Origin of the sequence: Streptomyces sp. NPDC048248, from assembly GCF_043201875.1 — a bacterium.
In the GTDB taxonomy this organism is placed as follows: Bacteria; Actinomycetota; Actinomycetes; order Streptomycetales; family Streptomycetaceae; genus Streptomyces.
This window is the reverse complement of the sequence record NZ_JBICZL010000029.1, coordinates 39,175-60,406: the sequence shown is the minus strand read 5'-3', so window position 1 is coordinate 60,406 and position 21,232 is coordinate 39,175. Positions and strand designations below refer to the sequence as shown.

23 protein-coding genes and 6 pseudogenes are annotated in these 21,232 nt (G+C 68.4%); 10 read left to right on the top strand and 19 right to left on the bottom strand.

Annotation, left to right across the window (positions count from 1 at the left end):
- Positions 1-7: 7 nt before the first annotated feature.
- From ACGFZW_RS36320 to ACGFZW_RS36310, 3 genes and pseudogenes are all read right to left on the bottom strand, one after another.
- Entirely contained in the window at positions 8-232 is a 225-nt protein-coding gene (locus ACGFZW_RS36320; RefSeq protein ID WP_393897599.1) for a hypothetical protein, read from the bottom strand.
- A gap of 138 nt (positions 233-370) precedes the next feature.
- A pseudogene (locus ACGFZW_RS36315) lies at positions 371-487 on the bottom strand (DUF6233 domain-containing protein); the annotation flags it as partial.
- A gap of 354 nt (positions 488-841) precedes the next feature.
- Positions 842-2,146, bottom strand: coding sequence for an SUKH-4 family immunity protein (locus ACGFZW_RS36310; protein WP_393897598.1), 1,305 nt, complete (start codon positions 2,144-2,146; stop codon positions 842-844).
- Between the two features lie 69 nt (positions 2,147-2,215).
- On the opposite strand from ACGFZW_RS36310, the pseudogene ACGFZW_RS36305 reads away from it, so the two are divergent.
- Positions 2,216-2,592, top strand: a pseudogene (locus tag ACGFZW_RS36305) (site-specific integrase); the annotation flags it as partial.
- 92 nt (positions 2,593-2,684) lie between these two features.
- Positions 2,685-4,243 (top strand): annotated as a pseudogene (locus tag ACGFZW_RS36300) (FAD-dependent monooxygenase).
- Positions 4,244-4,436: 193 nt separating this feature from the next.
- On the opposite strand, the gene ACGFZW_RS36295 reads toward ACGFZW_RS36300, so the two are convergent.
- On the bottom strand, positions 4,437-4,859 hold the full coding sequence (locus ACGFZW_RS36295) for a hypothetical protein (RefSeq protein ID WP_393897597.1): 423 nt from the start codon (positions 4,857-4,859) through the stop codon (positions 4,437-4,439).
- 801 nt (positions 4,860-5,660) lie between these two features.
- Positions 5,661-6,119 (bottom strand): winged helix-turn-helix transcriptional regulator, encoded by a 459-nt coding sequence (locus tag ACGFZW_RS36290; RefSeq protein ID WP_393897596.1) that lies wholly within the window; start codon positions 6,117-6,119, stop codon positions 5,661-5,663.
- Positions 6,120-6,240: 121 nt separating this feature from the next.
- Here ACGFZW_RS36290 and ACGFZW_RS36285 point away from each other — a divergent pair, with 121 nt between their 5' ends.
- Both ACGFZW_RS36285 and ACGFZW_RS36280 read left to right on the top strand, forming a co-directional pair.
- A complete protein-coding gene (locus tag ACGFZW_RS36285; protein WP_393897605.1) occupies positions 6,241-7,572 on the top strand; it encodes an MFS transporter in 1,332 nt (443 codons plus the stop codon).
- A gap of 406 nt (positions 7,573-7,978) precedes the next feature.
- Positions 7,979-8,200, top strand: a pseudogene (locus tag ACGFZW_RS36280) (D-alanine glycine permease); the annotation flags it as partial.
- A 270-nt stretch (positions 8,201-8,470) separates the two neighbouring features.
- On the opposite strand, the gene ACGFZW_RS36275 reads toward ACGFZW_RS36280, so the two are convergent.
- Complete coding sequence (locus tag ACGFZW_RS36275; RefSeq protein ID WP_393897595.1) at positions 8,471-8,887, bottom strand: SRPBCC family protein; 417 nt, start codon at positions 8,885-8,887, stop codon at positions 8,471-8,473.
- Positions 8,888-9,164: 277 nt separating this feature from the next.
- Between ACGFZW_RS36275 and ACGFZW_RS36270 the strand changes: the two genes are divergently transcribed.
- A complete protein-coding gene (locus ACGFZW_RS36270) occupies positions 9,165-9,983 on the top strand; it encodes a helix-turn-helix domain-containing protein (RefSeq protein ID WP_393897594.1) in 819 nt (272 codons plus the stop codon).
- A 62-nt stretch (positions 9,984-10,045) separates the two neighbouring features.
- Here the strand turns inward: ACGFZW_RS36270 and ACGFZW_RS36265 are convergent, their stop codons facing one another.
- Entirely contained in the window at positions 10,046-10,231 is a 186-nt protein-coding gene (locus ACGFZW_RS36265; protein WP_393897593.1) for a hypothetical protein, read from the bottom strand.
- A gap of 31 nt (positions 10,232-10,262) precedes the next feature.
- Here ACGFZW_RS36265 and ACGFZW_RS36260 point away from each other — a divergent pair.
- Positions 10,263-10,535: pseudogene (locus tag ACGFZW_RS36260) on the top strand (IS30 family transposase); the annotation flags it as partial.
- Positions 10,536-10,626: 91 nt separating this feature from the next.
- Here ACGFZW_RS36260 and ACGFZW_RS36255 read toward each other — a convergent pair.
- From ACGFZW_RS36255 to ACGFZW_RS36240, 4 genes are all read right to left on the bottom strand, one after another.
- On the bottom strand, positions 10,627-10,854 hold the full coding sequence (locus ACGFZW_RS36255; RefSeq protein ID WP_393897607.1) for a hypothetical protein: 228 nt from the start codon (positions 10,852-10,854) through the stop codon (positions 10,627-10,629).
- A 97-nt stretch (positions 10,855-10,951) separates the two neighbouring features.
- The gene (locus ACGFZW_RS36250) at positions 10,952-11,176 is read right to left on the bottom strand and encodes a hypothetical protein (protein WP_393897592.1); all 225 of its coding nucleotides are present in this window, start codon (positions 11,174-11,176) and stop codon (positions 10,952-10,954) included.
- A 138-nt stretch (positions 11,177-11,314) separates the two neighbouring features.
- Positions 11,315-11,788: a DUF6233 domain-containing protein gene (locus ACGFZW_RS36245; protein WP_393897591.1), complete on the bottom strand. Its 474-nt coding sequence runs from the start codon at positions 11,786-11,788 to the stop codon at positions 11,315-11,317.
- Positions 11,789-11,790: 2 nt separating this feature from the next.
- Positions 11,791-12,138, bottom strand: a complete 348-nt coding sequence (locus tag ACGFZW_RS36240) for a hypothetical protein (protein ID WP_393897590.1) — start codon at positions 12,136-12,138, stop codon at positions 11,791-11,793.
- Between the two features lie 373 nt (positions 12,139-12,511).
- Between ACGFZW_RS36240 and ACGFZW_RS36235 the strand changes: the two genes are divergently transcribed.
- Positions 12,512-13,579: a phage tail sheath family protein gene (locus ACGFZW_RS36235; protein WP_393897589.1), complete on the top strand. Its 1,068-nt coding sequence runs from the start codon at positions 12,512-12,514 to the stop codon at positions 13,577-13,579.
- Between the two features lie 207 nt (positions 13,580-13,786).
- Positions 13,787-14,803 (top strand): hypothetical protein, encoded by a 1,017-nt coding sequence (locus tag ACGFZW_RS36230; protein ID WP_393897588.1) that lies wholly within the window; start codon positions 13,787-13,789, stop codon positions 14,801-14,803.
- A gap of 343 nt (positions 14,804-15,146) precedes the next feature.
- On the opposite strand, the gene ACGFZW_RS36225 is transcribed toward ACGFZW_RS36230, so the two are convergent.
- The 4 genes from ACGFZW_RS36225 to ACGFZW_RS36210 all read right to left on the bottom strand — a co-directional run bounded on the left by ACGFZW_RS36225 (position 15,147) and on the right by ACGFZW_RS36210 (position 16,290).
- A complete protein-coding gene (locus ACGFZW_RS36225; protein WP_393897587.1) occupies positions 15,147-15,308 on the bottom strand; it encodes a hypothetical protein in 162 nt (53 codons plus the stop codon).
- Between the two features lie 37 nt (positions 15,309-15,345).
- Complete coding sequence (locus ACGFZW_RS36220; protein WP_393897586.1) at positions 15,346-15,840, bottom strand: hypothetical protein; 495 nt, start codon at positions 15,838-15,840, stop codon at positions 15,346-15,348.
- Between the two features lie 66 nt (positions 15,841-15,906).
- Entirely contained in the window at positions 15,907-16,065 is a 159-nt protein-coding gene (locus ACGFZW_RS36215) for a hypothetical protein (RefSeq protein ID WP_393897585.1), read from the bottom strand.
- 27 nt (positions 16,066-16,092) lie between these two features.
- Entirely contained in the window at positions 16,093-16,290 is a 198-nt protein-coding gene (locus ACGFZW_RS36210; RefSeq protein WP_393897584.1) for a hypothetical protein, read from the bottom strand.
- 130 nt (positions 16,291-16,420) lie between these two features.
- Between ACGFZW_RS36210 and ACGFZW_RS36205 the strand changes: the two genes are divergently transcribed.
- Positions 16,421-16,936 carry a hypothetical protein gene (locus ACGFZW_RS36205; protein WP_393897583.1) on the top strand — a complete coding sequence of 172 codons (516 nt, stop codon included), beginning with the start codon at positions 16,421-16,423 and terminating at the stop codon, positions 16,934-16,936.
- A gap of 41 nt (positions 16,937-16,977) precedes the next feature.
- Here the strand turns inward: ACGFZW_RS36205 and ACGFZW_RS36200 are convergent.
- From ACGFZW_RS36200 to ACGFZW_RS36185, 4 genes and pseudogenes are all read right to left on the bottom strand, one after another.
- A pseudogene (locus ACGFZW_RS36200) lies at positions 16,978-17,091 on the bottom strand (DUF6009 family protein); the annotation flags it as partial.
- 31 nt (positions 17,092-17,122) lie between these two features.
- On the bottom strand, positions 17,123-17,548 hold the full coding sequence (locus ACGFZW_RS36195; RefSeq protein WP_393897582.1) for a hypothetical protein: 426 nt from the start codon (positions 17,546-17,548) through the stop codon (positions 17,123-17,125).
- A gap of 95 nt (positions 17,549-17,643) precedes the next feature.
- The gene (locus ACGFZW_RS36190; protein WP_393897581.1) at positions 17,644-18,207 is read right to left on the bottom strand and encodes a VOC family protein; all 564 of its coding nucleotides are present in this window, start codon (positions 18,205-18,207) and stop codon (positions 17,644-17,646) included.
- 73 nt (positions 18,208-18,280) lie between these two features.
- A complete protein-coding gene (locus ACGFZW_RS36185; RefSeq protein WP_393897580.1) occupies positions 18,281-18,625 on the bottom strand; it encodes a hypothetical protein in 345 nt (114 codons plus the stop codon).
- A 1,693-nt stretch (positions 18,626-20,318) separates the two neighbouring features.
- On the opposite strand from ACGFZW_RS36185, the gene ACGFZW_RS36180 reads away from it, so the two are divergent.
- The gene (locus ACGFZW_RS36180; protein ID WP_393897579.1) at positions 20,319-21,176 is read left to right on the top strand and encodes a hypothetical protein; all 858 of its coding nucleotides are present in this window, start codon (positions 20,319-20,321) and stop codon (positions 21,174-21,176) included.
- The last annotated feature ends 56 nt before the right edge of the window (positions 21,177-21,232 follow it).

Genomic DNA, 21,232 nt, shown 5'->3' with positions numbered 1-21,232 from the left:
GGCGCAGTCAGGCACTGCTGAGGCTGGGCCCGCCGTAGTCGTGCGGCTGTCCTCCGCGCCATTCCACCCCCTCGGGATCATCGAGGAGCGGCTCGCCGTCGGGGAGGCCAGCGCAGCGCAGGAACTCCACCGTGGCCGCGTCGCTGCGGCCGACGCCGAGGGCGGTGCCGTCGATGTAGACGCGGCGGCCGCCGGCCCCGGCGGGTCGGTGGATGACGATGCGAGCGGTCATGTGGCCAGGCTCCTAGCGGCGGGGTGGTGGCGCAGCTGGTCGGCGCGCCCGAGGTGAAACAGGCGGCAGGCTCCCTGACGCGGTACTCCGCCGCCTCCACGCCGCCATCGACCGCCCTCCCCGCAGCCACTTACGCCGTCAACTGGCATGGTGCAGGACGGTGTCGGGGCGGCAGACCGGGCAGGGGACCGCGTTCTCGGGGTCCGCGAGTTGCTGGAGTGCTTCGGTGTCGCTCAGGAGGCGGTCGCCGAGGCATTGGGCGCAGTCGTCTCATTGGACGTAGTAGTCGGCGGGGCCGGTGCGGGGCGCGTCATAGATGCGCCAGCGCCGACGCTCGTGCGCAGGCGGCGGGTCGAGGCGGCCGTAGTCCTCGTCCGGCAAGGGGCTGGATGAGGGGGCCTGGGGCGCTGAAGCCGATCACGCGAGAGGTGAGGACGGCACCGTTGCGGCCGTCTTCCTCGCAGTCGGGTATCTCGATCTCCAGCGCGTACCACCACCCGCCCACACGGTCGCGGGCGGGCTTCGATCTCCTGATCGGTGGGGTCACTCCGTCGCTACGAGCTACGCGAGCCGACGAGCCAAAGGCCCGCCGCGACGCTTCGGCTCACCCTAGTATCCGTATTCACTCAGCTCCGTGATGCCGGCGTAGAAGTAGCTCCACATCTCGCCGCTGCGCGTCTCGGGGGCGAAGAATCCGGGCGCGAGGGCATCCATCTCCGCAGTGAACACCTCGGCCGCCATCTCCTCGTCCGGGTACGGGTACCAGCAGGCGTTGGTGTATCGGCGGATGCCCTCCAGATACCGGGTAAAGATGTCGAGATCGGGGGCGATTTCGATGGCCTCCCAGCTGTGGCCATCCTGCCCCTGCGCAGCCAAGGCTATGAAGACCGTGCCATCGCGGCGGTGCAGGAAAAGATCGCCATGCTCGGACGTGCCCAGGCTCAACAGGTCTGCAACCTGAGTTCCCTGGGGCAACCGGACGCCTTGGAGTGCGTCGTCTTCTGGTGTCGTCAGTGCATCGGCGGGGAGCAGGTCGATGCTCTCCCATCCGCACACCCAGCCCAGTGGCAGACCGATGTCGCGCAGATGCCTTCGGCTGGGGGGATGCTTGAGTGCACCGGGCAGCTGCTCTGCAGGTATGCGGCGTACGTCGAACGGCGCGAACGCCGCATCGACACGTTCGGCGGTGAGCGGCCCCGTCGGCGCAGCAAACGCCGGCATCCGTCCGGGCGTTCCTGCCTCCGCCGAGGAGTGGTCCATCTCCCCGCGTGGCCAGTCCCGGAAGGTCGCCGGATCGGTTTCCAGCAGCGCGATACCGTGCGCGTCGCCATCGACGAGGTAACGCATCCGGTCGTCCCCGCCCGGGACCGGAGTGCTCTCTGCCCAGTCCTCCGGCACGGACAGTTCCAGGACGCTCAGGTAGTCCGCCTCTCCATCGCCTGGGCGCGGCCCCTTCACGGGCTGCGCCGTACCTTGCGCAGGGGGCGGAACCCGCGCGCCCGTCTCCAGGTCGAGCCAGACAGGCCCGCCCAACGTGCCGACCTCGATCAGCTCCCGTCCCTCGTGCACATAGCGGCACGCTCCACTGTCCATCAGGCGGTTCGGGTGCGCGTCGAACCTCCCCATCGGCCGCCACCAAGCCCACACCGTCCGCCACGGCATCCCCGTCTCGGCGGCCGCGATCCGCTCCGCGTACGTGTCGTGCCCGAGCACCTTCGCGGCGAACTGCAGCCACGACGCGAACTCCGCACGCGAGACCTCAGCGCCGCCAAACATCGCCTCGGCCTGCTGGAACACCTCACGCCCCATATGGTGCTCAGCGGTCATACCCTCGATGTGCTCCCGTACCTCCGCCCGCCCCGCGGCCAGCAGCCGCGCCGGATCGTCCAGCACGGCACCCGCAAGTTCACCCATCCCACTGATCATGAACTCATCATGACAGCACGGTTTCGAGGCCCATGCCGACCAACCTCTGGAGCACACTCCCGGCTCCTGCCCCGCCAGCTGCGCGGCCGTACCCGGGGGCCGGTGTTCGTCACCCACCGCCGCTCCGGGTCCGGGAAGGTCGTCGGCCCGCGCGACGTGTGCCCGGACACCGGCCTGGTCTGCCTCTCCTACGACCAGACCCGTGCCCTGCTCGACGAGCACATCGCCGCGCGCGGGCCGGGAACCGGCTGGGACCTGCACGAGTACCGCCACTCCGCCCTCACCCACCTCGGCGAGCAGGGCGCCCCCTGCTGATGCTGATAGCGAAGTCCCGGCACCAGAAGCCGGAGAACGTCCGCCGCTACTTCAAGCCGTCCCCAGAGGCGACCGCCGAGCTCACGAGCCTGCTCGTTCCCGGAGATAGCAGCCGATGAGCCTCGTTCCTTGATCGTTCTCCTCGCGGGGCCGGTCTCTTGACACCGCTGCGCTTTTTTGGCCTTTTCTGCCCTCGGTCATAGTCGGCGCCATGGACTATGACGTAGTGGTGGCCGGAGGCGGCCCGGTCGGACTGATGCTGGCCTGCGAGCTCCGGCTCGGAGGCGCGCGGGTGGCCGTCCTGGAGCACCTCACCGAAGTGAACCCGACGATCAAGGGCGGGGCGATCACCACGCCCAGCGCCGAGGCGCTCTACCGCCGAGGCATGCTGCCCGCGCTTGCCGAGGTGCAGCGGCAGGCGATGGACCGCTTCCAAGCATTCATGCGCGAACGGAACGGCGGGGACGGAGGCGGTGCCGCGGGCCAAGGGCTCGGGATCGTCGGGCACTTCGCCGGAATCATGCTGCGCGCCGACCTGGTCGACCATACGGAACCGGGCCTCGACGACGCCGGACCCGCCGCCGAGATCGCTTTCGTGGCGCAGCAGGACATCGAGCGGCTGCTCGGCGGGCGGGCGGACGAGCTCGGCGTCGACGTGCGTCGGGGAGTGGAGCTGACCGGCTTCGACGCGGACGAAGAGGCCGTCACCGTGCGGACCAGCCACGGGGCCATACGCGCCGGCTGGCTCGTGGGCTGCGACGGAGGCCGCAGCACGGTCCGCAAGCTCGCGGGGTTCGAATTTCCCGGTACGGACCCGGAGATCACCTGTCACCAGGCGGTCGTGGAGATGACCGGCGCCGAGGACCTGACGGTCGGCTGGACCGCCACGGACACCGGGGTGTACGCCCACGGGCCGATGCCAGGCCGCGTCGTCACCGTGGAGTTCGACGGCCCGCCGGCCGACCGGGACGCGCCGGTCACCACCGAGGACCTCCAGGCGCGGCTGCGCCGCGTATCCGGCGTGGACGTCACGATCACAGGGGTGCGGACCGCGACCCGCTTCACCGACCACGCCCGCCAGGTCACCGATACCGCAAGGGCCGGGTGCTGCTGGCGGGCGACGCGGCGCACGTGCACTCCGCGTTCGGCAGCCAGGGGCTGAGCCTGGGTATCGGGGACGCGATGAACCTCGGCTGGAAGCTCGCCGCGGTGATCGCCGGCCGGGCGCCGGAAGGGCTGCTGGACACGTACACCTGCGAGCGGCACCCGGTCGGTGCGTGGGTCTTGGACTGGACCCGGTCCCAGGTCGCGGCCATGCGCCCGGACCCGCAGTCCCGGGCCCTGCGCGAGATCGTCAGCGACCTGGCGGAGACGGTAACGGGCACCACGTACCTCACCGCACGGCTCAACGGTGCCGGGGTGCGGTACGAGCTGCCGGGCGAACACCCGCTGACCGGCCGCAGCACCCCGGACCTCGAACTCACCGACGGCAGCCGCCTCGCGGACCACCTCCACGGCGGCCGGGCACTCCTGCTCGACCTCACCGACGACCCGGAACTCCAGGCCCTGGCTGCGGGATATGCCGGCCGCGTCGACACCCTGACGGCCGGCTGCCCCTCCCGCCCGGAACTAGCGGCGGTCCTCGTCCGTCCGGACGGCTTCACAGCCTGGGCAGCCGACGCGGGGGCGAAGGCGTCGACGTCGGGCGGGCTGGCAGAGGCGCTGGAGGAGTGGTTCGGAGTACCAGAGGGTGCAGTGACACCGGGGTGATCCGCCGCTCTGCGGAGCCCTGGCCGTGCTTCTTCAGTCGCCGCCCGTAGGGCGTCCTTTTGGTCTCGAACCTCGGGCTTGTGATGTCGGCTCAGCCCCCACGGGCGTGCTCCTGGTCAGTAAGGTGACGTCAGCTCCCCGCATCTACCCGCGGTGCATGCATCGGTCACCCAGGAGTTTCGCCTCAACCCATTCAGCTGCTCGTGTGCCCCGTCAGGCGGTGCGCCACGTTGTCGAGAGACAGCAGCCCCCCGACAGCCACCAGGGCGACGAGCAGCGATACCGGCAGGTGCGTGCCGGGCGGGTACTTGATGTAGCTGAGGTTGTAGCCGGCTCCGAACAGCCAGGCCAGACTTCCGCCGATGACCAGCGCGTAGTTGCCCTTCTCTCCCATGATCCGCATGCCTATCCACAACAGCAAAGGCATCACGATCACGAGCCCCAGAGCAACGGTCGCCAGGCGTAAGTCGGTATCCGCCCAGAGGCCGCTGGGGTTCGCACGCCTCCTGGCCCTTACCGCGGCATAGCCAACGCTGAGGATGACATGGCACACAAGGATGGCGAATGCAGTGATTGCCGTTCCCTTGAGGGGCCGTGCAGCTCGGAAAGTAGTCATGGAACGCATACTTCCGAGAGATGCTGCTGGGGGCCTGAGTATCCGTACTCAGGCCCCCAGCAGCCCCTGGTCGGTCAAGAGGAGAAGCGAGAAGGCGGTCATCTTGGCGCTTCGGGCAGCCCGACGGCCGGTCTCTTCGTCATCGCTCCGTGGTTACCAGCCGCCAGCCTTTGAGGGTGTCCTGGGGAGAGCCTGCGTAGAAACGTGCGCCAGCGGGATTGGGACGGAACCAGTCCTTGAGGGCGCGGGCGCATCGTTGTCCGCCTGCGACTGCCCCCTGGCGCCGCCACCAGGCCATACCACCGCGCTCGTCCGGCATTGGCTTCGTCAACGCCCACAACCGGTCGATTCACCAGTGAAGGGGGCGAGCGTGACCACGTTGAGGGTGAGGCGTTGGACCGCCCATGAGCGACATGGACGATCGCTACTGGCCCTGGTGGACGGCGTGGTCGACGCCGAGGAGAAGCGCCTGCCCCTCCTGACACTGCGAGAGGCCCAAGCCGCCGTGCAAACTGCTCCGGAAGCAGCTACGCACGAGGGAGGTGGGGCCTACGCCGCCCAGCACCTCGCCGGGGCGCCCACTGTGTGAGCACTCCGGACGGACCGTGATGGTTCTCCACTCGTCTCGGAGACGGCCTTGCACTGTCTCGCTGCGGTGGGGTGCGGTCTAGGTTTCGCGCCTGGCGCAGCGGCGTGCGAACGGGCCCACGGTGCGCAGGCGTGCTTGCCGCCGAGGCCGCCTCCTATTACCGGTGCCGTGGGGGCGGTGTCTGCGAGGTCTGAGGGTGCCGAGTCTGCTTTTTACCGGGCCTTCTGCACGTGCGTCGTGTCGATGTCTAGGGAGGTTCCGTCAGCGCTGGTCGGCGCGAGTTCCGGCACAGGGTTGCCGTGCTGGTCGACCAGGGTGGAGTGAGTCTCACCGGGGGCAAATGCATGGCCTTCTCCCCACTGTCGCAGAGTGAGGATGACGGGGAAGAGGTCGCGGCCGGCGTCGGTGAGCACGTACTCCTGGCGGCGGCCTGTTGATGCGGTGCGCTGGACGAGGAGCCCGTGAGCGGTGAGCTTGCGGAGGCGGTCGGTGAGGATATTGCGGGCGATGCCGGTGCGTCGCTGGAACTCAGTGAATGATCGCGCCCCGTCCATCGCATCGCGGATGACGAGAAGGCTCCACCTATCGCCGACGAGGTCGAGAGTGCGGGCGACGGGGCAGTCAGGGTCGGTCCAGTCGAGGTCTGCGGCGCGCAGGGTGGTGCGCGACATGACGTCTCCCGGTGGGTTGCGGATTGAAATCATCATGCCGCAAGGGTCAATCAGTTGCAATCTGCTACCGCCACGCCTTACGGTCAAATTGGTTTCAGATTGCTACCGATTGGGGATTGCGATGAACGTGTGGCGGCGGTTGCTGCTCGCGGTGGTGTGTGGTGTCGCTGTGGCGAGCGTCTATGCCGCACAGCCGGTTCTGGAGGTGATGGGACGCGACCTCGGTGTGCCGGCAGAACTCACTGGGTGGATCGTCGCGACCGGCCAATTCGGCTATCTAATTGGGCTGCTGTTGCTGGTGCCGCTTGGCGACGTGGTCGCCAACAGACGCCGACTCATCGCCGGGCACCTGGCGATCACCGCAGCGGGCATGCTCCTGACGGCCTTAGCTTCAGCCGCGTGGATGGCGTTCGCGGGGCTCGCGGCGGCTGGATTGTTCGCGGTTGTGGTGCAGACCACGGTGGCCTACGCCGCGTCGGTCTCGCTGCCGGCCGAACGCGGACGGAACATCGGTGTCGTGACCTCAGGCGTTGTGGTCGGCATCCTGGGCGCACGGGTCGTCACCGGCGCGCTCGCCGAGGTGTGGGGCTGGCGGAGCATCTATGCCGTGCTCGCGGTGCTGTCACTGGGGCTCGCTGCCCTCGTCCTGGCCGTCCTGCCGCCGGAGGAGCGCCACGACCGATCTGCGGGGTACAGGCAGGCCGTCGTCTCACTCAAGGAACTGTTCAAGGAGCGCCTCTTCCTGACGCGCGGGCTCATCGCGTTCTTCTTGTTCGCATCGTTCGGAACACTGTGGAGCGGGCTGTCCCTGCCGCTGGCGGGCTCGCCGTGGCAGTTGAGCGAGAGCCAGATCGGACTGTTCGGCATCGTGGGACTCGCCGGCGCGCTCGGCGCGGCACGCGCGGGACGGTGGGCGGATGCAGGACGGGCAGTCCCGGTCACCGGTCTCGCGCTCACCCTGCTCATCCTCTCGTGGGCAGCGATCGCGCAACTGCCGTGGACACTGTGGCTCCTCATCGTCGGAATCGTGGGTCTCGACTTCGCGGTCCAGGCCGTGCACGTGAGTAACCAACACCTGATCACCACCGCGCACCCTGATCGCACCAGCAGCGTCATCGGCGGTTACATGGTCTTCTACTCACTCGGCTCCGCCCTCGGCGCAGCCGCAACCACCGCCCTCTTCACCACCTATGGCTGGGCGGGCTCCAGTCTCCTGGGAGCCGGATTCGCGGCCTGCGCGCTGGTCGTGTGGGCAACCAACAGGCGACTGCCCCTCGGTAGCGCGAACCTGTCGGATACCAGGTTGCCGACGTGTCCTGGTCCAGCCCGCTCAGCGACTCGGGCCGGCGCCTCGCACGGCGACTCTCACCCGAGGGCATCTGGGCATCTGGGTCAGCTGACCCGCCAGCAGGATTCTGTGCCGCTGGCCAAACGGAATCCGGCAGTCAGTTAGCGAGAGGGACGGGCCGCCCCTCAGGTAGTCCCCACTGTGCGAGCTCCGCACGTTTGACGGAGGGACACCACTGAGGACTTGCCGTACCCACGCCCTCAGTAGCGCTTGGAGCAACTGAAGCGACGCAGTTTGGCAATTGCATCAGGCTGAACGCAGCTCAGGCGAAGACGGCTTCCCCGGTCAGCTGCAGGGCTTGCTCAACCCGCCGAAATCCGCCTTCCTCGGTGCCTCGATCGCAGCTGGCCGACGCCACCAGCGCAGCACTCGGCGCACCATGAGCGCCCTCGCCACCCTTGGGCCTGACCCTCATCGCCGCCGGTGTGGCCTGGCAGCAACGCAACCCCGCCGAACGCCAGCAACGATTAGCCGAATCTCGTGAACCCGCGGCACAGTCAGCGCGCATACCAAGTGGCGCGGCGAAGTCGTCTTCTACTCCGTTCCCGTCGGCGGAACGGATCTCCCCTTCATCGTTGCCTGGCTCGTGGTCGCCGGCCTGGTCTTCGCCGGCTGGTTCGGCTTCGTGCAGGTCCGCAAGTTCCACCTCGCCGTCGACGTGGTGCGCGGCAAGTACGACAAGAAGGGGTCGGCCGACGAGGTCAATCACTTCCAGGCGCTGACGGCAACGGTCTGGCAGGGAGCGCAGTGACACGCCTTGTCGCCGAAGGCGCCGGGGTCGTGTCGCCGTCGGTCACACCCGCACGCGGATGGGTGCAGCCGTGCAGAAGCTTGGACCCGGCTTCTGGGATCGTGGCGGACTTCTTGATGACCTCGGCGCGATGGACGGGCTGATGGCGGAGGCCGGGACCGTTCACACCCGCTGCACAGTCTCTTGGTGAATCGCCTCCGGTGGGACGAGTCAGTCTCCCGCCGGAGGCGCTCAGCATCTCCAGTCCGTTGGTCAATTGTTCTGTGTGGCCGCGGTCTCCAGCGTCTGCTTGATCACGCGTGCTCCTTGGTCGACCATCTCGGCGATAGGGCTCGCGAGATCGTCCGGCGTCACATCGGTGATCCAGACGAACCGACTGCTTTCCGCGCTGTCGGCGAAGACCTGCATGGAGGCGTGGTGGTGCTTCGGGGTCAGCGATCCACCGACCACCGCGTAGGCGACCCGGCGGGCTTCGTCATCGATGTCGACGAGGAGCTCGTGCACCACCACGCCGTTCGCGAAGGTCACGACCCTGACATCCGCTTCCAGGCGCGTGTGCGTAACCAGGCCGGGCGCCAGGCGCCGGTGCACCTCGCCGAAGTCCCGGACCGCCGCCCAGACGTGGCTGGGGGAGCTGTCGACCAGGAATTCCTTGTGGACATGAGCCATGTGCGTATCTCCTCGCTGCAGGGTGTCAGTCGCGATTGATAGGGAAGAACAGGAGCCCTCGAAGGGTGGGAGCAGCACCCCCTGTCGGGTCGCCTAGCTGCAATCCGGGCTTCACCGCCCGGAGGCGTGACCCTGCCTGTGCGGAGGACATGATGTTGGCGCGGTGGGCCGGGCGGTGGGGTCTGCCTCACTTCGAACAGCTTGCTCGTGGCAGTCGGTCCTCGTCTTGAACATTCTTGCGTGGGTGAATGTCAGACCCTCCGCGTAGCGTGCAAGGGTGCTCTCAGCGACCACCCTCGCCACCCGGCCTGACTTCAGCATCCTCGCGGTGACGTGCCAGGACAACCACGCGACCTGGTCCGAGACCGAAGTACGTGACGACTACCGGGTGGTGCTCGTACGCCGTGGTCGGTTCCGCAGGCGCGCAGCCGGCGCCCCCGCCGACATCGACCCGACGATGGCCTACGTCGGAGTGCCGGGAGAGGAAGAGCAATTCGCTCATCCCTCCGGAGGCGACATGTGCACATCGATCAGCCTGACGCCGGCTCTCTGGCACGGCACGGCCGGCGGTGTCATGCGCTTGGCCCGGCAGAGCGTGTACGTCGATGCCCGCCTCGACCTCACCCATCGCCGGCTCCTCGCGACCGCCCGAACCGGGGACATCGATTACGCGGTGACGGAAGAGTTGCTCGGCCTGCTCGCCACCGCCGTCAGCCAAATCATCTCCGCGCCCACACATTTTGGCGCACGAGCCCCCAGGGGCGAAGCAGCTCTCGTCGCGGCGGCCCGTCAGGCGATGAGCGATGACCACCCAGCCTCGGGCGGACTGCTTCCGCTCGCAGAACTGCTCGGGGTATCGCCGTACAGCTTGAGCCGGTCCTTCACCCGCGAAATGGGGGTGTCAGTGACCCGCTATCGAAATCGGGTCCGCATCGGCCAAGCCCTGGACCGCTTGGAGGGAGGAGAGGGCAGCCTTAGCGCCCTCGCCGCAGACCTCGGCTTCGCCGACCAGGCACACCTGTGCAGGACCATGCGCCAGCATCTGGGCCACACACCAACGGCACTACGACGTCTGCTCGCTCCTCGTTCTCCTTGACGATCTCCGCTGCTCTCCACCAGAAGCCGTGCAGTGCCGCGGAGGTATGGGTTCTACGACCTCTACGAGGGCGACGACCACAACGAGGGCAGCAGCACCGCCGGCGGGTTCTGGTCGCCGATGAGCCGGTGGCGGATCTGGCGGTGTTCGGCTTCGACCACGCCGCCCAGTCCCTCGTCAACCACAGCCCCTACATCGTCGAGCTGTACGCGGAGGCCGGTTGTGCAGGAGAGCACCTGGATGGCCACCCCGCACCTCACCAGGAGCCTTCTCGCTACCCCACCCCAGCTGCGGCGGACGCTCACCTGGGACCGCGGCCGAGAGATCGCCCAACACCAGGCCATCACAACCGAGGCCGGGATGCCGATCTACCTCTGCAAGCCGCGCAGCCCGTGGCAGCGCGGTACCAACGAGAACACCAATCGGCTGCTTCGGCAGTACCTCCTCAAGGGCGCGGACCTCCGCACGTTCAACCCGGCCGACCTGGACGCCATCGCCCACGAGCTCAACCACCGTCCGCGCAAGACCCACGGCTACCGCACTCCGGCAGAGGTCTACGCTGAACGCGGGCGGGCGGGGATGCTGTGCGGTCCCGCGTTGGGAGGCCCTGTGCTCGCGCGGGCCGTGTCCGCGGTCAATCCGGCTATGGGCTCTTCGGCGCTTCCACTTCACCCTGCGCCGTCCAGGTCCTTCGGATGCGCTCGCAGCCGTCGGTCTTCTCGATCAGCCGGATCATCACGGCCGGGTTACTTCCGTAACGCCCGACCCATTCCCGGTACCGGCTTCGGGCAGTGGCGGCCACGGTCCACTCGCCCTCAACTGCTGCCCCGTCCGGCGTGAACTGCAGCCGAGCGACGTACTTGGTGTTCACCGCATTCTCCTCGCCGCATCCGCTCTCGCCCTCAATCTCAAGATCCATGACCTGACGCCGGACGGGCGGCGGCCGCCTCGTCCGAGGCCAGGCCAGGTCAAACGCTGCTGATGCTTGGCCCGCCGTAGTCGTGCGGCTGTCCGCCTCGCCATTCCACCCACTCGGCGTTATCGAGGAGCGGCTCGCCGTCGGGGAGCCCGGCACGGCGCAGGAACTCCACGACGTCCATGTCGCTGCGGGCGAGGCCAAGGACGGTGCCGTCGATGTGTACGCGGCGCCCGCCGGTGCCGACGGGCGGGTGAATGACGATGCGAGCGGTCATATGGCCAGGCTCCTTGCGGCGAGGTGGCGGCGCATCCGGTCGGCCCGCCCGGAGGGAGGCGGCGGGCGCTCACCCTATTCCGGTCTCCGCCGCTTCCGAGTCGCCATCGACCGCCCTCCCCAGCAGCCACCGACAACATCAGTTGACACGGCGCAGGACGGTGTCGGGGCGGCAGACCGGGCAAGGGACCGCGTTCTCGGGGTCGGCGAGTTGCTGGAGTGCTTCGGTGTCGCTCAGGAGGCGGTCGCCGAGGCATTGGGCGCAGTCGTCGCGGTGGATGTAGTAGTCGGCGGGGCTGGTGCGGGGTGCGTCGTAGATGCGCCAGCGCCGGCGCTCGTGCGCAGGCGGTGGGTCGAGGCGGCTGTAGTCCTCGTCCGGCAGGGGCTGGACCAGGGGGTACGGGGCACTGAAAGAGACGACCCGGGAGGTCAGGGCGGCACCGTTGCGGCCCTCTTCGTCGCAGTCGGGTATCTCGATCTCCAGCTCGTACCACCACGCGCCCACGCGGTCGCGGCGCCGGTGCACGACAGCAGCCAGCAGGCGCTGCCCGTCGGACAGGGTGACCTCGGCCCGCGGGCGGGCGTCGGTCTCCTGATCGCGGCACCCCTCCATCGCTACGCCGCAATCTCTTCCGGCTCGTCCGCCGGCTCATGGGCGTGCTTCAGCGCGGAGCGGGCCTTGACGACGTCACCCAGGCACGAGGCCCAGTAGGCGTGGCACGAGACCGTGACCGCCAGGTCGAGCTGCCGGGCACGCAGCGCTGCGAGCTGAGCCTTTTCATCGTCGGTGTAGCCGGGCGAGTCGGTGCGCAGCCGCGGGCGCCAGAAGTCTCCACCATGCCCCTTCATCGGTTCGGCCGACCAGGGAAGCCGCTCATACAGGGCATGCAGCTCAGCCTGGACCTGATGCAGCTCCAGCTGCGCGTCCAGCAGATCTTGAGGGAAGTCGAAGGTGTCAGCCACACGACACAGAATACGCTCACCCGTTCGATTCTTGGACGCTGAGCAAGCGTGCCGCGCAGCCTTCCCCGTGGCCCGTGTCATTGAAGTTTGATCAACCGGTGGGTTGTGTCACCGAAGGCTGAGTCGAACCGGGCCAGCGCCAGATGTCCGGAGGCTCCTGCAACGAACACGTACGGGTGATCGGGTGGGAGGCTTTAGAGAACCTCCGGTGCGTGGGTCGGGCTAAGTCATAGCCTGGCTTCGTTGTTGATCTTCGTGAGAGGGGTTCGCCGTGTCCGGAGTCGTTGAGGTAGGCCCTGAAGGTCGCCCGCCTGGTGTCTGGGTGCAGGAGCAGGGCGGCGGCACGCGGTTCATCACGGCGGCGCCAACAGCCGTGGCGGCGTTCCTGGTGGAGACGGCGGGTGGTGAGTCGGCGCCGGTGCGGATCACATCGTGGAAAGAGTTCGCGAGGGTCACCGGAGCAGAGGAAGACCCAGAGGGACAGAGGCTGGAGCTGTCCTCGGAGGCATGGGCCTCGGTCTACGGATGGTTCGTCAACGGTGGTGGCGAGGCGTATCTGGTCCCTGTCTCAGCCGCCGACGGCTATAAGGGGGACCGGCAGGCCGGTGAGCCGGGAGGCCTGGCGGGGTTGGAGGCCTACGACGTGACCATCGTCATCGCCCCGGACCTGTGGAGCACCCCAGAGGACGTCCCGGCTCGTGCGGCGGGCATCGCAGCGCACTGCGAGCGGATGGGCAACCGCGTCGCGGTTTTGCACCTGGCCCAGGATGCCGCGCCGGACGCGAAAGCGACCGACGTGCTGGCGATTCCCGCTGCGGCACGGCCGTGGACGACCGCGTACTACCCGTGGGTGAACGTGACCGACTCCGCGGGAGCAACGATCTCGGTACCGCCGAGCGGACACGTCGCCGGCGTCTGGGCCCGGGTCGACACCGAACGCGGCGTACACAAGGCGCCCGCGAACGAGGACCTGCGGGGCGTGCCCGCGCTGGCCCGCAACGTCACCGACGCGGAGCTGGTCGTGCTGAACGATCAGGGGGTGAACTGTCTGCGCTCGTTCCCGGGCACCGGACTGTTGGTGTGGGGCGCGCGCACACTGGCCGCCGGCGACAGTGAATCCGTTGAACTCAGGTACCTGAACGTGCGCCGCACGGTCAACTTCATCAAGGAGTCCATCCACCGGTCCACGGTGTGGGCGGTGTTCGAGCCCAACGACGACAGCTTGCTGGCGTCTGTGCAGGACGCCGTCAGCAACTTCCTGACGAGCCTGTGGCGCCAGGGCATGTTGGTCGGCCGGAGCTCGGCGGAGGCGTTCTACGTGCGCTGCGACAAGAGCAACAACCCCTCCGAGGGCAAGCTGGTCTGCGACATCCGTGTGGCGGTCGTCCGGCCAGCGGAGTTCATCACCTTCCAAGTCACCCAGGACCTCTCGCAGGACTGACCTGCAGCCAAGGCCAGAGCTCCCAGGCGTGCCGCGCCTGGGAGCAAGGCCGGCCAAGACAACGCCGGAGGCCGCAGGAGGAAAGCAGCGTTCCCCTCTCGATCGGCTGCGTTCGGCGCCACTCAAACTTCGCTGGCACAGGACAGGCGACGGCCCGCTGCGTATGGTCACGGGCCTCGGTCATACGCTGAAATTCCCCGAGGAAGGGTGGCGGGAGACGATGCGCGCTACGGCTACCTCCATCGCACGCCGTGCGCCGAGCACGTGAGGGCGCTCGTGCCGCCGCCCTTCGCTATGCCCGTCGAGCTCGCCCTGGCCCGTCCCGTCGAGGAGATCCCCGAGGGACCGGGCTGGGCGCTGGAGCCGAAATGGGATGGCTGGCGCTGCCAGATCCACACCGGCTCGGGCCGGGTGTGGAGCCGGCACAGCACCGATCTGACTCGTGCGTTCTCCGACGTCGCGCAGGCGGCGCGGGGCCTGCCGGACGTGGTGCTCGACGGCGAGCTCGTCGCTGTCACGGATGCCGGTGAAGTGGCCTTCGAGCGCCTCCAGAGCCGAGCCGGACGCGGGCCACGACCCGGTGCGGGCTTCTCCGTCCACGTCGCCCTCTTCGACATCCTGGCCATCGGCGACACCGACCTGCGGCGCCAGCCGTACGACCAGCGAAGAGCCGAACTCTTGCAGGCCCTCGAAGACGGGCCGACGACCCTACAACCGGTCCCCTCCACCACCAACGTCGAGGTAGCAACGGGCTGGGTGGGCGCGCTCGGCGGAGTGGAGGGCGTCGTCGCGAAACCGCGGAACTCCCGGTATCTGGGTGGGCGCGGCGGTTCGGGGTGGCTGAAGTGGCGCCAGCGCCACACCGTCGACGCCGTCGTCATCGGAGTCACCGGCACGACCCCCGCCACGCAGGCCTTCGTCCTGGGCCGGCCCCGCGCGGGCCGGATGCGGCCCGTTGGCGTCAGCCTTCCGGTGGGTGCCGACCTTCGACGGGCCGCGGCTCCCCTTTTGCACCCGGCCGGCAACACGATGCGCGAACTGCCCGGAACCGTTGGCGGCCTACCCGGCGCCGATCCCGTCTTCTACCTGCCGGTGCTCCCCGAGATGGTCGTCGAGCTGCAGGTCGACCAACTCCGCCCCGAGTTCGGCCGCTACCGCCACAGGCCCCAGGTACTCCGCATCCGAGGCGATCTGACCCCCGACATGCTCGACGAGGCGCCCTGAACAGGCCGAGGGTAAGCATCCGGGTATGCGGCCCGGCCTCGCCGCTATCGGCGGGGGTAGCGCTCCTCCCCGTTCACCAGCCTGCGGAGCACCCGCCCGATGCGGCCAGTGGGTTCGGCCAGCTGGATACGGCAGCCCGCGCAGTGCACTCCGTCGGCCGGCCGGTGCGTCCTCTTCCTGCGGGTCGTACTCGAAGGGGCTGCTCTCCAACGGCCCATCACACTCCTGGCACACCCGATCGGGCTCCCTGGCAGCATCGGCGGCAGCCTCCTGCGCCGCCCACCGCTCCCGCTCTTCCTGGCGCTCGCGCTCACGCTGCTGCTCCTCCAGCTCGCGCTGCTGCTCACGGAGCTGCTCGCGCCGACGTCGGCGGCGGTCGAAGGCGCTCGTCGTCGGGGTTGTCGAGGGCGTCGGGGAGGGTCTGCCAGGCGGGGTGGCCGAAGCGGAACCAGACCGGGCCCAAAGGCCCGTGCTCGCACAGCCGGCCCAAGGTGGTGACCACCATCGGCACAGCGTCGGTAACTTCAGAGGGTGGAGGCGCATCACGGCTGGCCGCACTTGTCGGTCAGGAAGTACTGCGCCATCTCCGTCTCGTCGCCGGTGGAGTCACTGCCGGCCGCTTCGTCCATCTCTTTCCCCACCGCGATAGCCCCGTCCTCTCTGAGGCGGCGACAGACGACGTCCTGCTGCGCTGGGGCTGTGGTATCCCATGCTTCGTCCCAGTCGGCCTCTTTGGCGCCCTGGTCAAGGAAGTCGTCCTTGTGTGCGCCGAGGACGTCGCCGACGGCCTTGACGTACTGATCGTGGGAGAGGGTCTTGCACTCGGGTTCATTGGAGACGTCGCGCAGCTGCCGTTCCTGGTAGGTCTTTTCGAGGAGGGCTTCGCAGGCAGCGAGGCTGGAGGTGCGCTGCGGCTCGGTGGTCTTCGCGGCCGCCTTGGGGCTCGGGGTGTCGCCGCAAGCGGTGAGGGGGTAGGCCACGGTTAGGGCGAGTACGGCACCGGCGAGGGAGCGTCTCATACACAGGGGAAGGGGCATCGGGTCTCCTTCAGTGTTCGGCACTGGTCGGTGGGTGCTGCTGCCGTGCCGGTCGGCTCGGGGTGGCTACTTGACGGCGCCGGTGAAAATCGACGCCTGGTATTCGTAGCCCGGGGTGCCTTCGATGTGCACCGCCTTCTGGCTGGTAGGCATTTCGCAGGCCGCGGTGTAGGTAGCGGACTTGCCCGGAAGGAGACGCGAGTCGGGGGCGCGTTGAGGCCCCAAGCGGAGTCGGATACCTGCTCACCGGCCTTACCGTCGTCGCCAGCAGCTGATCTGTGCCTCGTTGAGGTCGAGGGTGGGTCGGTTGGGGCTGTTGACGAAGGTGATGTCGAAGCGGATGGGCGGGGTTGGCGCGGCCCCGGATTCGCCGCTGGTGCCGCGGGTCATGTTGGTGAGCTTGACGGTCGTGCCGACCTTGTAGTGGGAGATCTCGTCGAGGTCGAACACCCCGTCTTCGCTCTTGCTGGGGCAGGCGTGGGGCCGAACTCTTTGCCGTGTCAGCTGACCGGACCCTGTCGGGACGGCAGGATGTGGGGACAGGCGTTGTGTGGGGAACATGGGGATGCCGGGGGGCGGGATGGAAATTGCGGCGTTGGTGGTTTCGTTGGTGGCGCTCGGGTTGTCTGGCGCGCTGTCCTGGCGTCAGCTGCGGCTTTCGGAGCAGGCCAACACGCTGCCGGTGGTGGTGGATCTTTTCAGGGAGCATCGCAGCGTACGACTGGCGCGGGCGCGCACCTTTGTGCATGAGGAGTTGCCTGCCTGCGATCTGTCCCTGGGGTTGGCCGGCCTGCCTGCCGAAGGACAGGACCTGGTGCGCGAGCTGGCCTGGTATTACGACAATCTCGGCGCTCTCGTGACACACGGCGTGGTGGAGATTGAACCTGTCTCCGGCTACCTGGGCGGATCTGTGATCTCGGTGTGGGAGCGCATGGAACCGCTGGTAGCGGTGGAACGGGCCCGGCGTGCACAGAACGCTCTGCCGGATCCCAACCGGTGGCAGGAGTACTTTGAGAATCTCTACCATCTCGTCCGTGAGATACCTGCGGAGCAGGCCCGGGCAGGGACACGGCTGTGGCGATTGCCCAGCCGCTGACACTTTCCGCGCAATGGGCTGTACATGTGGCGCTCTGCGGCGTGGGCGTCGAGTTCGGTGTAGCCGACCATGCGTCCGTCGCGCTCGTAGCGGGGCTTGCCGCGGCGGCGGGGCGTCTTGTCGAGGGCCTGGCGCACGTAGTCGAGGTCCTCGGGGCGCTTCGGCTGGAGGACCGCGTCCGAGCGCTCACCCCCGCTTGCGATAGGCGCGGCGGCCGGCCAGGTGCTTGATGACCGTGGCGCCGCGCCACAGCTTGGTTCCGTCCTCGGTGGTGGTGTCTGGGGCGGGCCACCGGTCGCGGCTGATGTCCGCCCAGATGCTGTCCGCCGGCCCCGAGGTCGCGGTCGCGATCTCAGGCACGGTGTAGAGGCGTTCAGGGTCGAGTGGTACGGCTTCGCGGGTGTGGTGCGCGGCGACGAAGGCGGCGACGTCTTCGGGCTTGTACTCGTAAGTGCGCCCGCGTTTCCCGATGCTGGACGGCCATTGCGGGTGCCTGCCCCATCGAGGGTTTTCGGCGACGTAGCGCGTGGCCTTGCCGTAGTGCTCGGCGATCTCGGCGAAAGTGACGCCGACGCGGCCGGGGGGCGGGGCGGGTGCGTTGGTCGCTACCATCGGGGTGTTCTCCTCTTGGGGAATCTGCTGGCCGACGGGGCTTGCTCACCGCATTGCGGCGGTCTTCGGACCGGGCCCCGTCGGCCGTCGTCGTCTCAGGCCTCGATTTTCCCGCGGACGGCGATCAGCGCCTCCTCGAGGCTCTCTGCCGTCTCCTCGTGGCCGGTGAACCCGTCGTCGGTGCCGGGATCGACGCTCCATCCCCACGCGGTCGCGTCGTCCCCGTCGATGGTGGCCACATGCCGGCCGCAAGTGACGGTGAGGGAGAGGTTGCCTGCGGGGAATACCGTCACTTCGGCTTGGGCGTCGTCGCCCAGGACGCTGCGTACAGCGGCGCGTGCGCTCTGCTCGGTGGTCATGCTGTTTTCCTCCGGGATGGTGAGGACGACCGTGCGGCCGTCCGGGTCGGTGAGGGTGTGCCGGCCCGCCGGCAACGGTGCACCGGCGGCCGGCGCGGTGAGGCCGAGTCGTAGGTGTCCGGTTGCTGGCCGATTGGTGGCCGGGTACAGCTCCAGGACGCTCCCGCCGGCGAGGACCGCGGCGTAGTGCGCCGGCCCGTTGCCGTGCTGTTCGGGCACGAGGTCAAGACCGAGGCCGGCGTAGAAGTCGCGGCACTCGTCGAGCTGGTTGGTGTAGATCACGGCAAGATCGATGATCAAGGGGGCTCCTGATGCTCTGCGGTAGTTGTGCGACGGAAGAGCCCGCCCCGGTGGCTCCGGGGCGGGCGTTGCCCTAGTGGCCGCCTGCTCGCCTGTAGATCGTTTCGCCGCTCCGCCTGCTCGTGATCGTCAGCGTTCCGTCCGGGTCCGCGTAGATCACGTTCCCCTTGGTGACTGCGGTCAGCCTGCCGTCGGCGTCTTCGGTGGTGTAGTCCGCGCGGGGCGGGTACATCCGGCCGTCGAACTTCAGGCCCGGCTGCGGGTTTCTCGGGACTCCGCTGAACTCGTCTTCGACGCTTTCCAGCGTCTCGGAGAGCTGACGGAGGGCTTCCCTCGCACCCTTGGGCGGTGGCAGCGCATTTAAGCGCTCGTAGACGATGGCGAGTCGCTCAGAGAGCGACAGGGTTCCGTCTGTCACGGCTACCTCTTTTGAGTTGGAAATCTGCTCGCCGTTCGGGGTGCTCGCCCCTCCCGACACCACATATATTACAGGTACTAACCCACACATTGCAAGTGTTGAGCGCAACGAGATACCTGCCGCATCGTGGCGCTAGGGACGGGCTGGCATCGGACGAAGGCCCCGCGCCTTGGCCGATGCGCGTCTGTTGAACCTGGACATCGATCGGCCGGACAGCGACACATCGGCCAGGTGACCGCTCTCGCCTCCCCTACTAACCAGCCTGCGGATACCCGGTTGCGTCCACCCCGGATACCCCGATCGCAACTCCGCACAGTGGATACCCGGATGCTTACCCCTCCCGGATACCCGCCTGTGAGCAGGGGGTATCCGGGGAGTGCCGGACGCGGCCATCACGGCACCACAGCGCATCGGCCACCCCATGCCCTGCGCCCCGCACCGCCATGACTCACCGGCCACCGTCGGCCATGACGCATGGCCGACACCGTCATATCGGCCATCGGCCACGCAGCGGGGGTCGGCCACGGCCGATCGGCAGAACTCGGCCACTACCCATGTGCTCTTCATCGGCCATCGGCCACGACACCCATCAAAGCCGGTGGCTGACGTCCCGGCCACAGACGTCCGATCGGTGTGCCTGACTCACGCACGCATCTCCGCTTCAGCCACCATGCCCGCGAGATCGTCGACGTCCGCAGCCCAACCCCGTGCATCCACCCCGAGAAGTTCGCCTTCGCCGGCGACGCAGTGTGTGCCCGTAGTCCCGGCCGCCGCCCCCGGGCGACCGCCGCCGTCCCCGCCGGCTTCGCGTCGCCCTGTTCGGCCACCAGTTCCCGGTCGCCGAACAGCCCGCCATCTTTCTCCGGCGGGCCGAGGGGCTCCGCTGGCGACGCTTCGGAGTCACGTACAGGCCTGCCAGCTCCTCCGCACCGAAGAACCAGTCCTCGGCCATGGTCCGAGCGGAGGACGTCGCCAGCTCAGTCATGGAGGCCATCTGCCAGGGGCAGCTCCGCGCGCCGTCGGTCCTGCGCGACGGCCCTCGCGGGTGCACAGGAATCTGAATAGGTCCCGCTGAACCACGCCCCACGCCGCGCGGTCAGAGGAAGAGAAAGGGCCTCTTCCTCCTCCTGAGGAAGAGGTGTCAGTGGCGGCGACCGCATACCCATGCGCCCTGACCTGCACGGATACATCTGAGGTCTAAAGCGACCTGGTACGCAGGGTGGTACGCACGGTGGTACCTACAGTGGAACGCACCCTGGTATTCACGGCGGTACCTGCGGTGGTACCGGCCCAGGGCGCTGCGAGCGGCACCTACCACCCCCACGGCCGACGGCCCGAAGTCTCAGCTACACGGCAGCCGAGACCGCCCCTCCGACTGCGCAGCTACGGCTCGCTCTGGCGTCTGGACGTACCGGGGTGGCAGCGCCGGGCCACATTCGACACGCACGTGTGCTGCGCCAGCCCTGATGACGTTGCAAGCCTCTCGCCGGGTTGTGGCCGACCTCCTCGGCGGCCGCATGGGCAGCTGGAGAAGCCATCAGCGCCCTTCAATGCCCCTGCTCGGGGTGCGGATACCCCACTGGTTGCCCCGCTGGATACCCCAATTGACCTGCCGCTTTGCCCTTTTGGGGCAAGCAGTTGGGTAAGGGGTGCTGAGCAGAGTTCACGGCAGTCGATCCGAAGGGAGCCTGCCGTGAACTCCGTACAGCCGACGTTGGTGACACGTCTGAACACCGAGTGGGAGTGGCTTTGCGCCGACCGCGGCAACAGTGATCGAGTGCGCGCCTGGATGCTCGCTGCCGGCGTGCTGGACGAGGGCCAGGCCCCCGCAGATCTGGGTGAACTCTTCACTCTCCTACGCAGACACTCCGAGCAAGACGGGCCGGAGTTCAGCGACATCTGGATGAGTGTCCTGCTGCACCGGGCCAGTGCGGGCGAGGGACGGGATGCGGAGCTGGCCGTCCGCATATTGGTCCAGGCGATGCTGCCTTGCGCCCGGCGCATGCTGCGCGACTGCGTGCGCAGCGGTGAGAGCAGCGAGGACGTGGCGCAGGTGGTGGTCGCCTCGCTGTGGGAGGTGGTGCGCACCTACCCGATCGTCCGGCGGCCGCGGAGGGTCGCGTCGGGGTTGCGCATGGAGTTGTGGCACCGGGTCTCGCGTGAGCTCAAGCAGGAGCTGGCGCCCTCTGACTGCTTGGACGAGGCGCGGTTGGCGGCGCTCCCCGGCGGTGTCGAGCCTGCGGAGGCTGTCGAGCCGCTGCTGCTGGCGCGTGCCGCCGAGGCGGCCGGACTTCAGGCCGCAACGAGTGCGGTGGAGGAGCTGGAGGGGGCTCGAGGCGAGATGGTCGCGCTCTTGGTGTGGGCGTTGGAGCGTGAGGTGCTCACCACGGAGGCGGCGTCCGGAATCTGCGATCACTACCGCGAGGGCGCGCCGCAGGATGCTACGGCGGCGTCGGCGTGGGGGGTGAGCCCGGTGGCGCTGCGTCGTCGGCGCAGCCGGGCGGTGGCGCGGCTGCGGCAGGCGGCGCCCCAGTGGGTCGAGGCGGCGTGAGAAGCCGTCGGAACTTTTTCGGGTCGCGGTGTCACATCAGGCCCGATCCGGCTCCC

Bases quoted from the DNA above. Each gene is read 5' to 3' on its own strand.
- ACGFZW_RS36220 (WP_393897586.1), bottom strand. From the start codon at position 15,840: ATGCCCCTTCCCCTGTGTATGAGACGCTCCCTCGCCGGTGCCGTACTC.
- ACGFZW_RS36295 (WP_393897597.1), bottom strand. From the start codon at position 4,859: ATGACTACTTTCCGAGCTGCACGGCCCCTCAAGGGAACGGCAATCACT.
- ACGFZW_RS36250 (WP_393897592.1), bottom strand. From the start codon at position 11,176: ATGACCGCTCGCATCGTCATTCACCCGCCCGTCGGCACCGGCGGGCGC.
- ACGFZW_RS36275 (WP_393897595.1), bottom strand. From the start codon at position 8,887: ATGGCTCATGTCCACAAGGAATTCCTGGTCGACAGCTCCCCCAGCCAC.
- ACGFZW_RS36285 (WP_393897605.1), top strand. From the start codon at position 6,241: ATGAACGTGTGGCGGCGGTTGCTGCTCGCGGTGGTGTGTGGTGTCGCT.
- ACGFZW_RS36290 (WP_393897596.1), bottom strand. From the start codon at position 6,119: ATGTCGCGCACCACCCTGCGCGCCGCAGACCTCGACTGGACCGACCCT.
- ACGFZW_RS36310 (WP_393897598.1), bottom strand. From the start codon at position 2,146: ATGGGTGAACTTGCGGGTGCCGTGCTGGACGATCCGGCGCGGCTGCTG.
- ACGFZW_RS36205 (WP_393897583.1), top strand. From the start codon at position 16,421: ATGGAAATTGCGGCGTTGGTGGTTTCGTTGGTGGCGCTCGGGTTGTCT.
- ACGFZW_RS36320 (WP_393897599.1), bottom strand. From the start codon at position 232: ATGACCGCTCGCATCGTCATCCACCGACCCGCCGGGGCCGGCGGCCGC.
- ACGFZW_RS36245 (WP_393897591.1), bottom strand. From the start codon at position 11,788: ATGGAGGGGTGCCGCGATCAGGAGACCGACGCCCGCCCGCGGGCCGAG.
- ACGFZW_RS36225 (WP_393897587.1), bottom strand. From the start codon at position 15,308: ATGGTGGTCACCACCTTGGGCCGGCTGTGCGAGCACGGGCCTTTGGGC.
- ACGFZW_RS36195 (WP_393897582.1), bottom strand. From the start codon at position 17,548: ATGGTAGCGACCAACGCACCCGCCCCGCCCCCCGGCCGCGTCGGCGTC.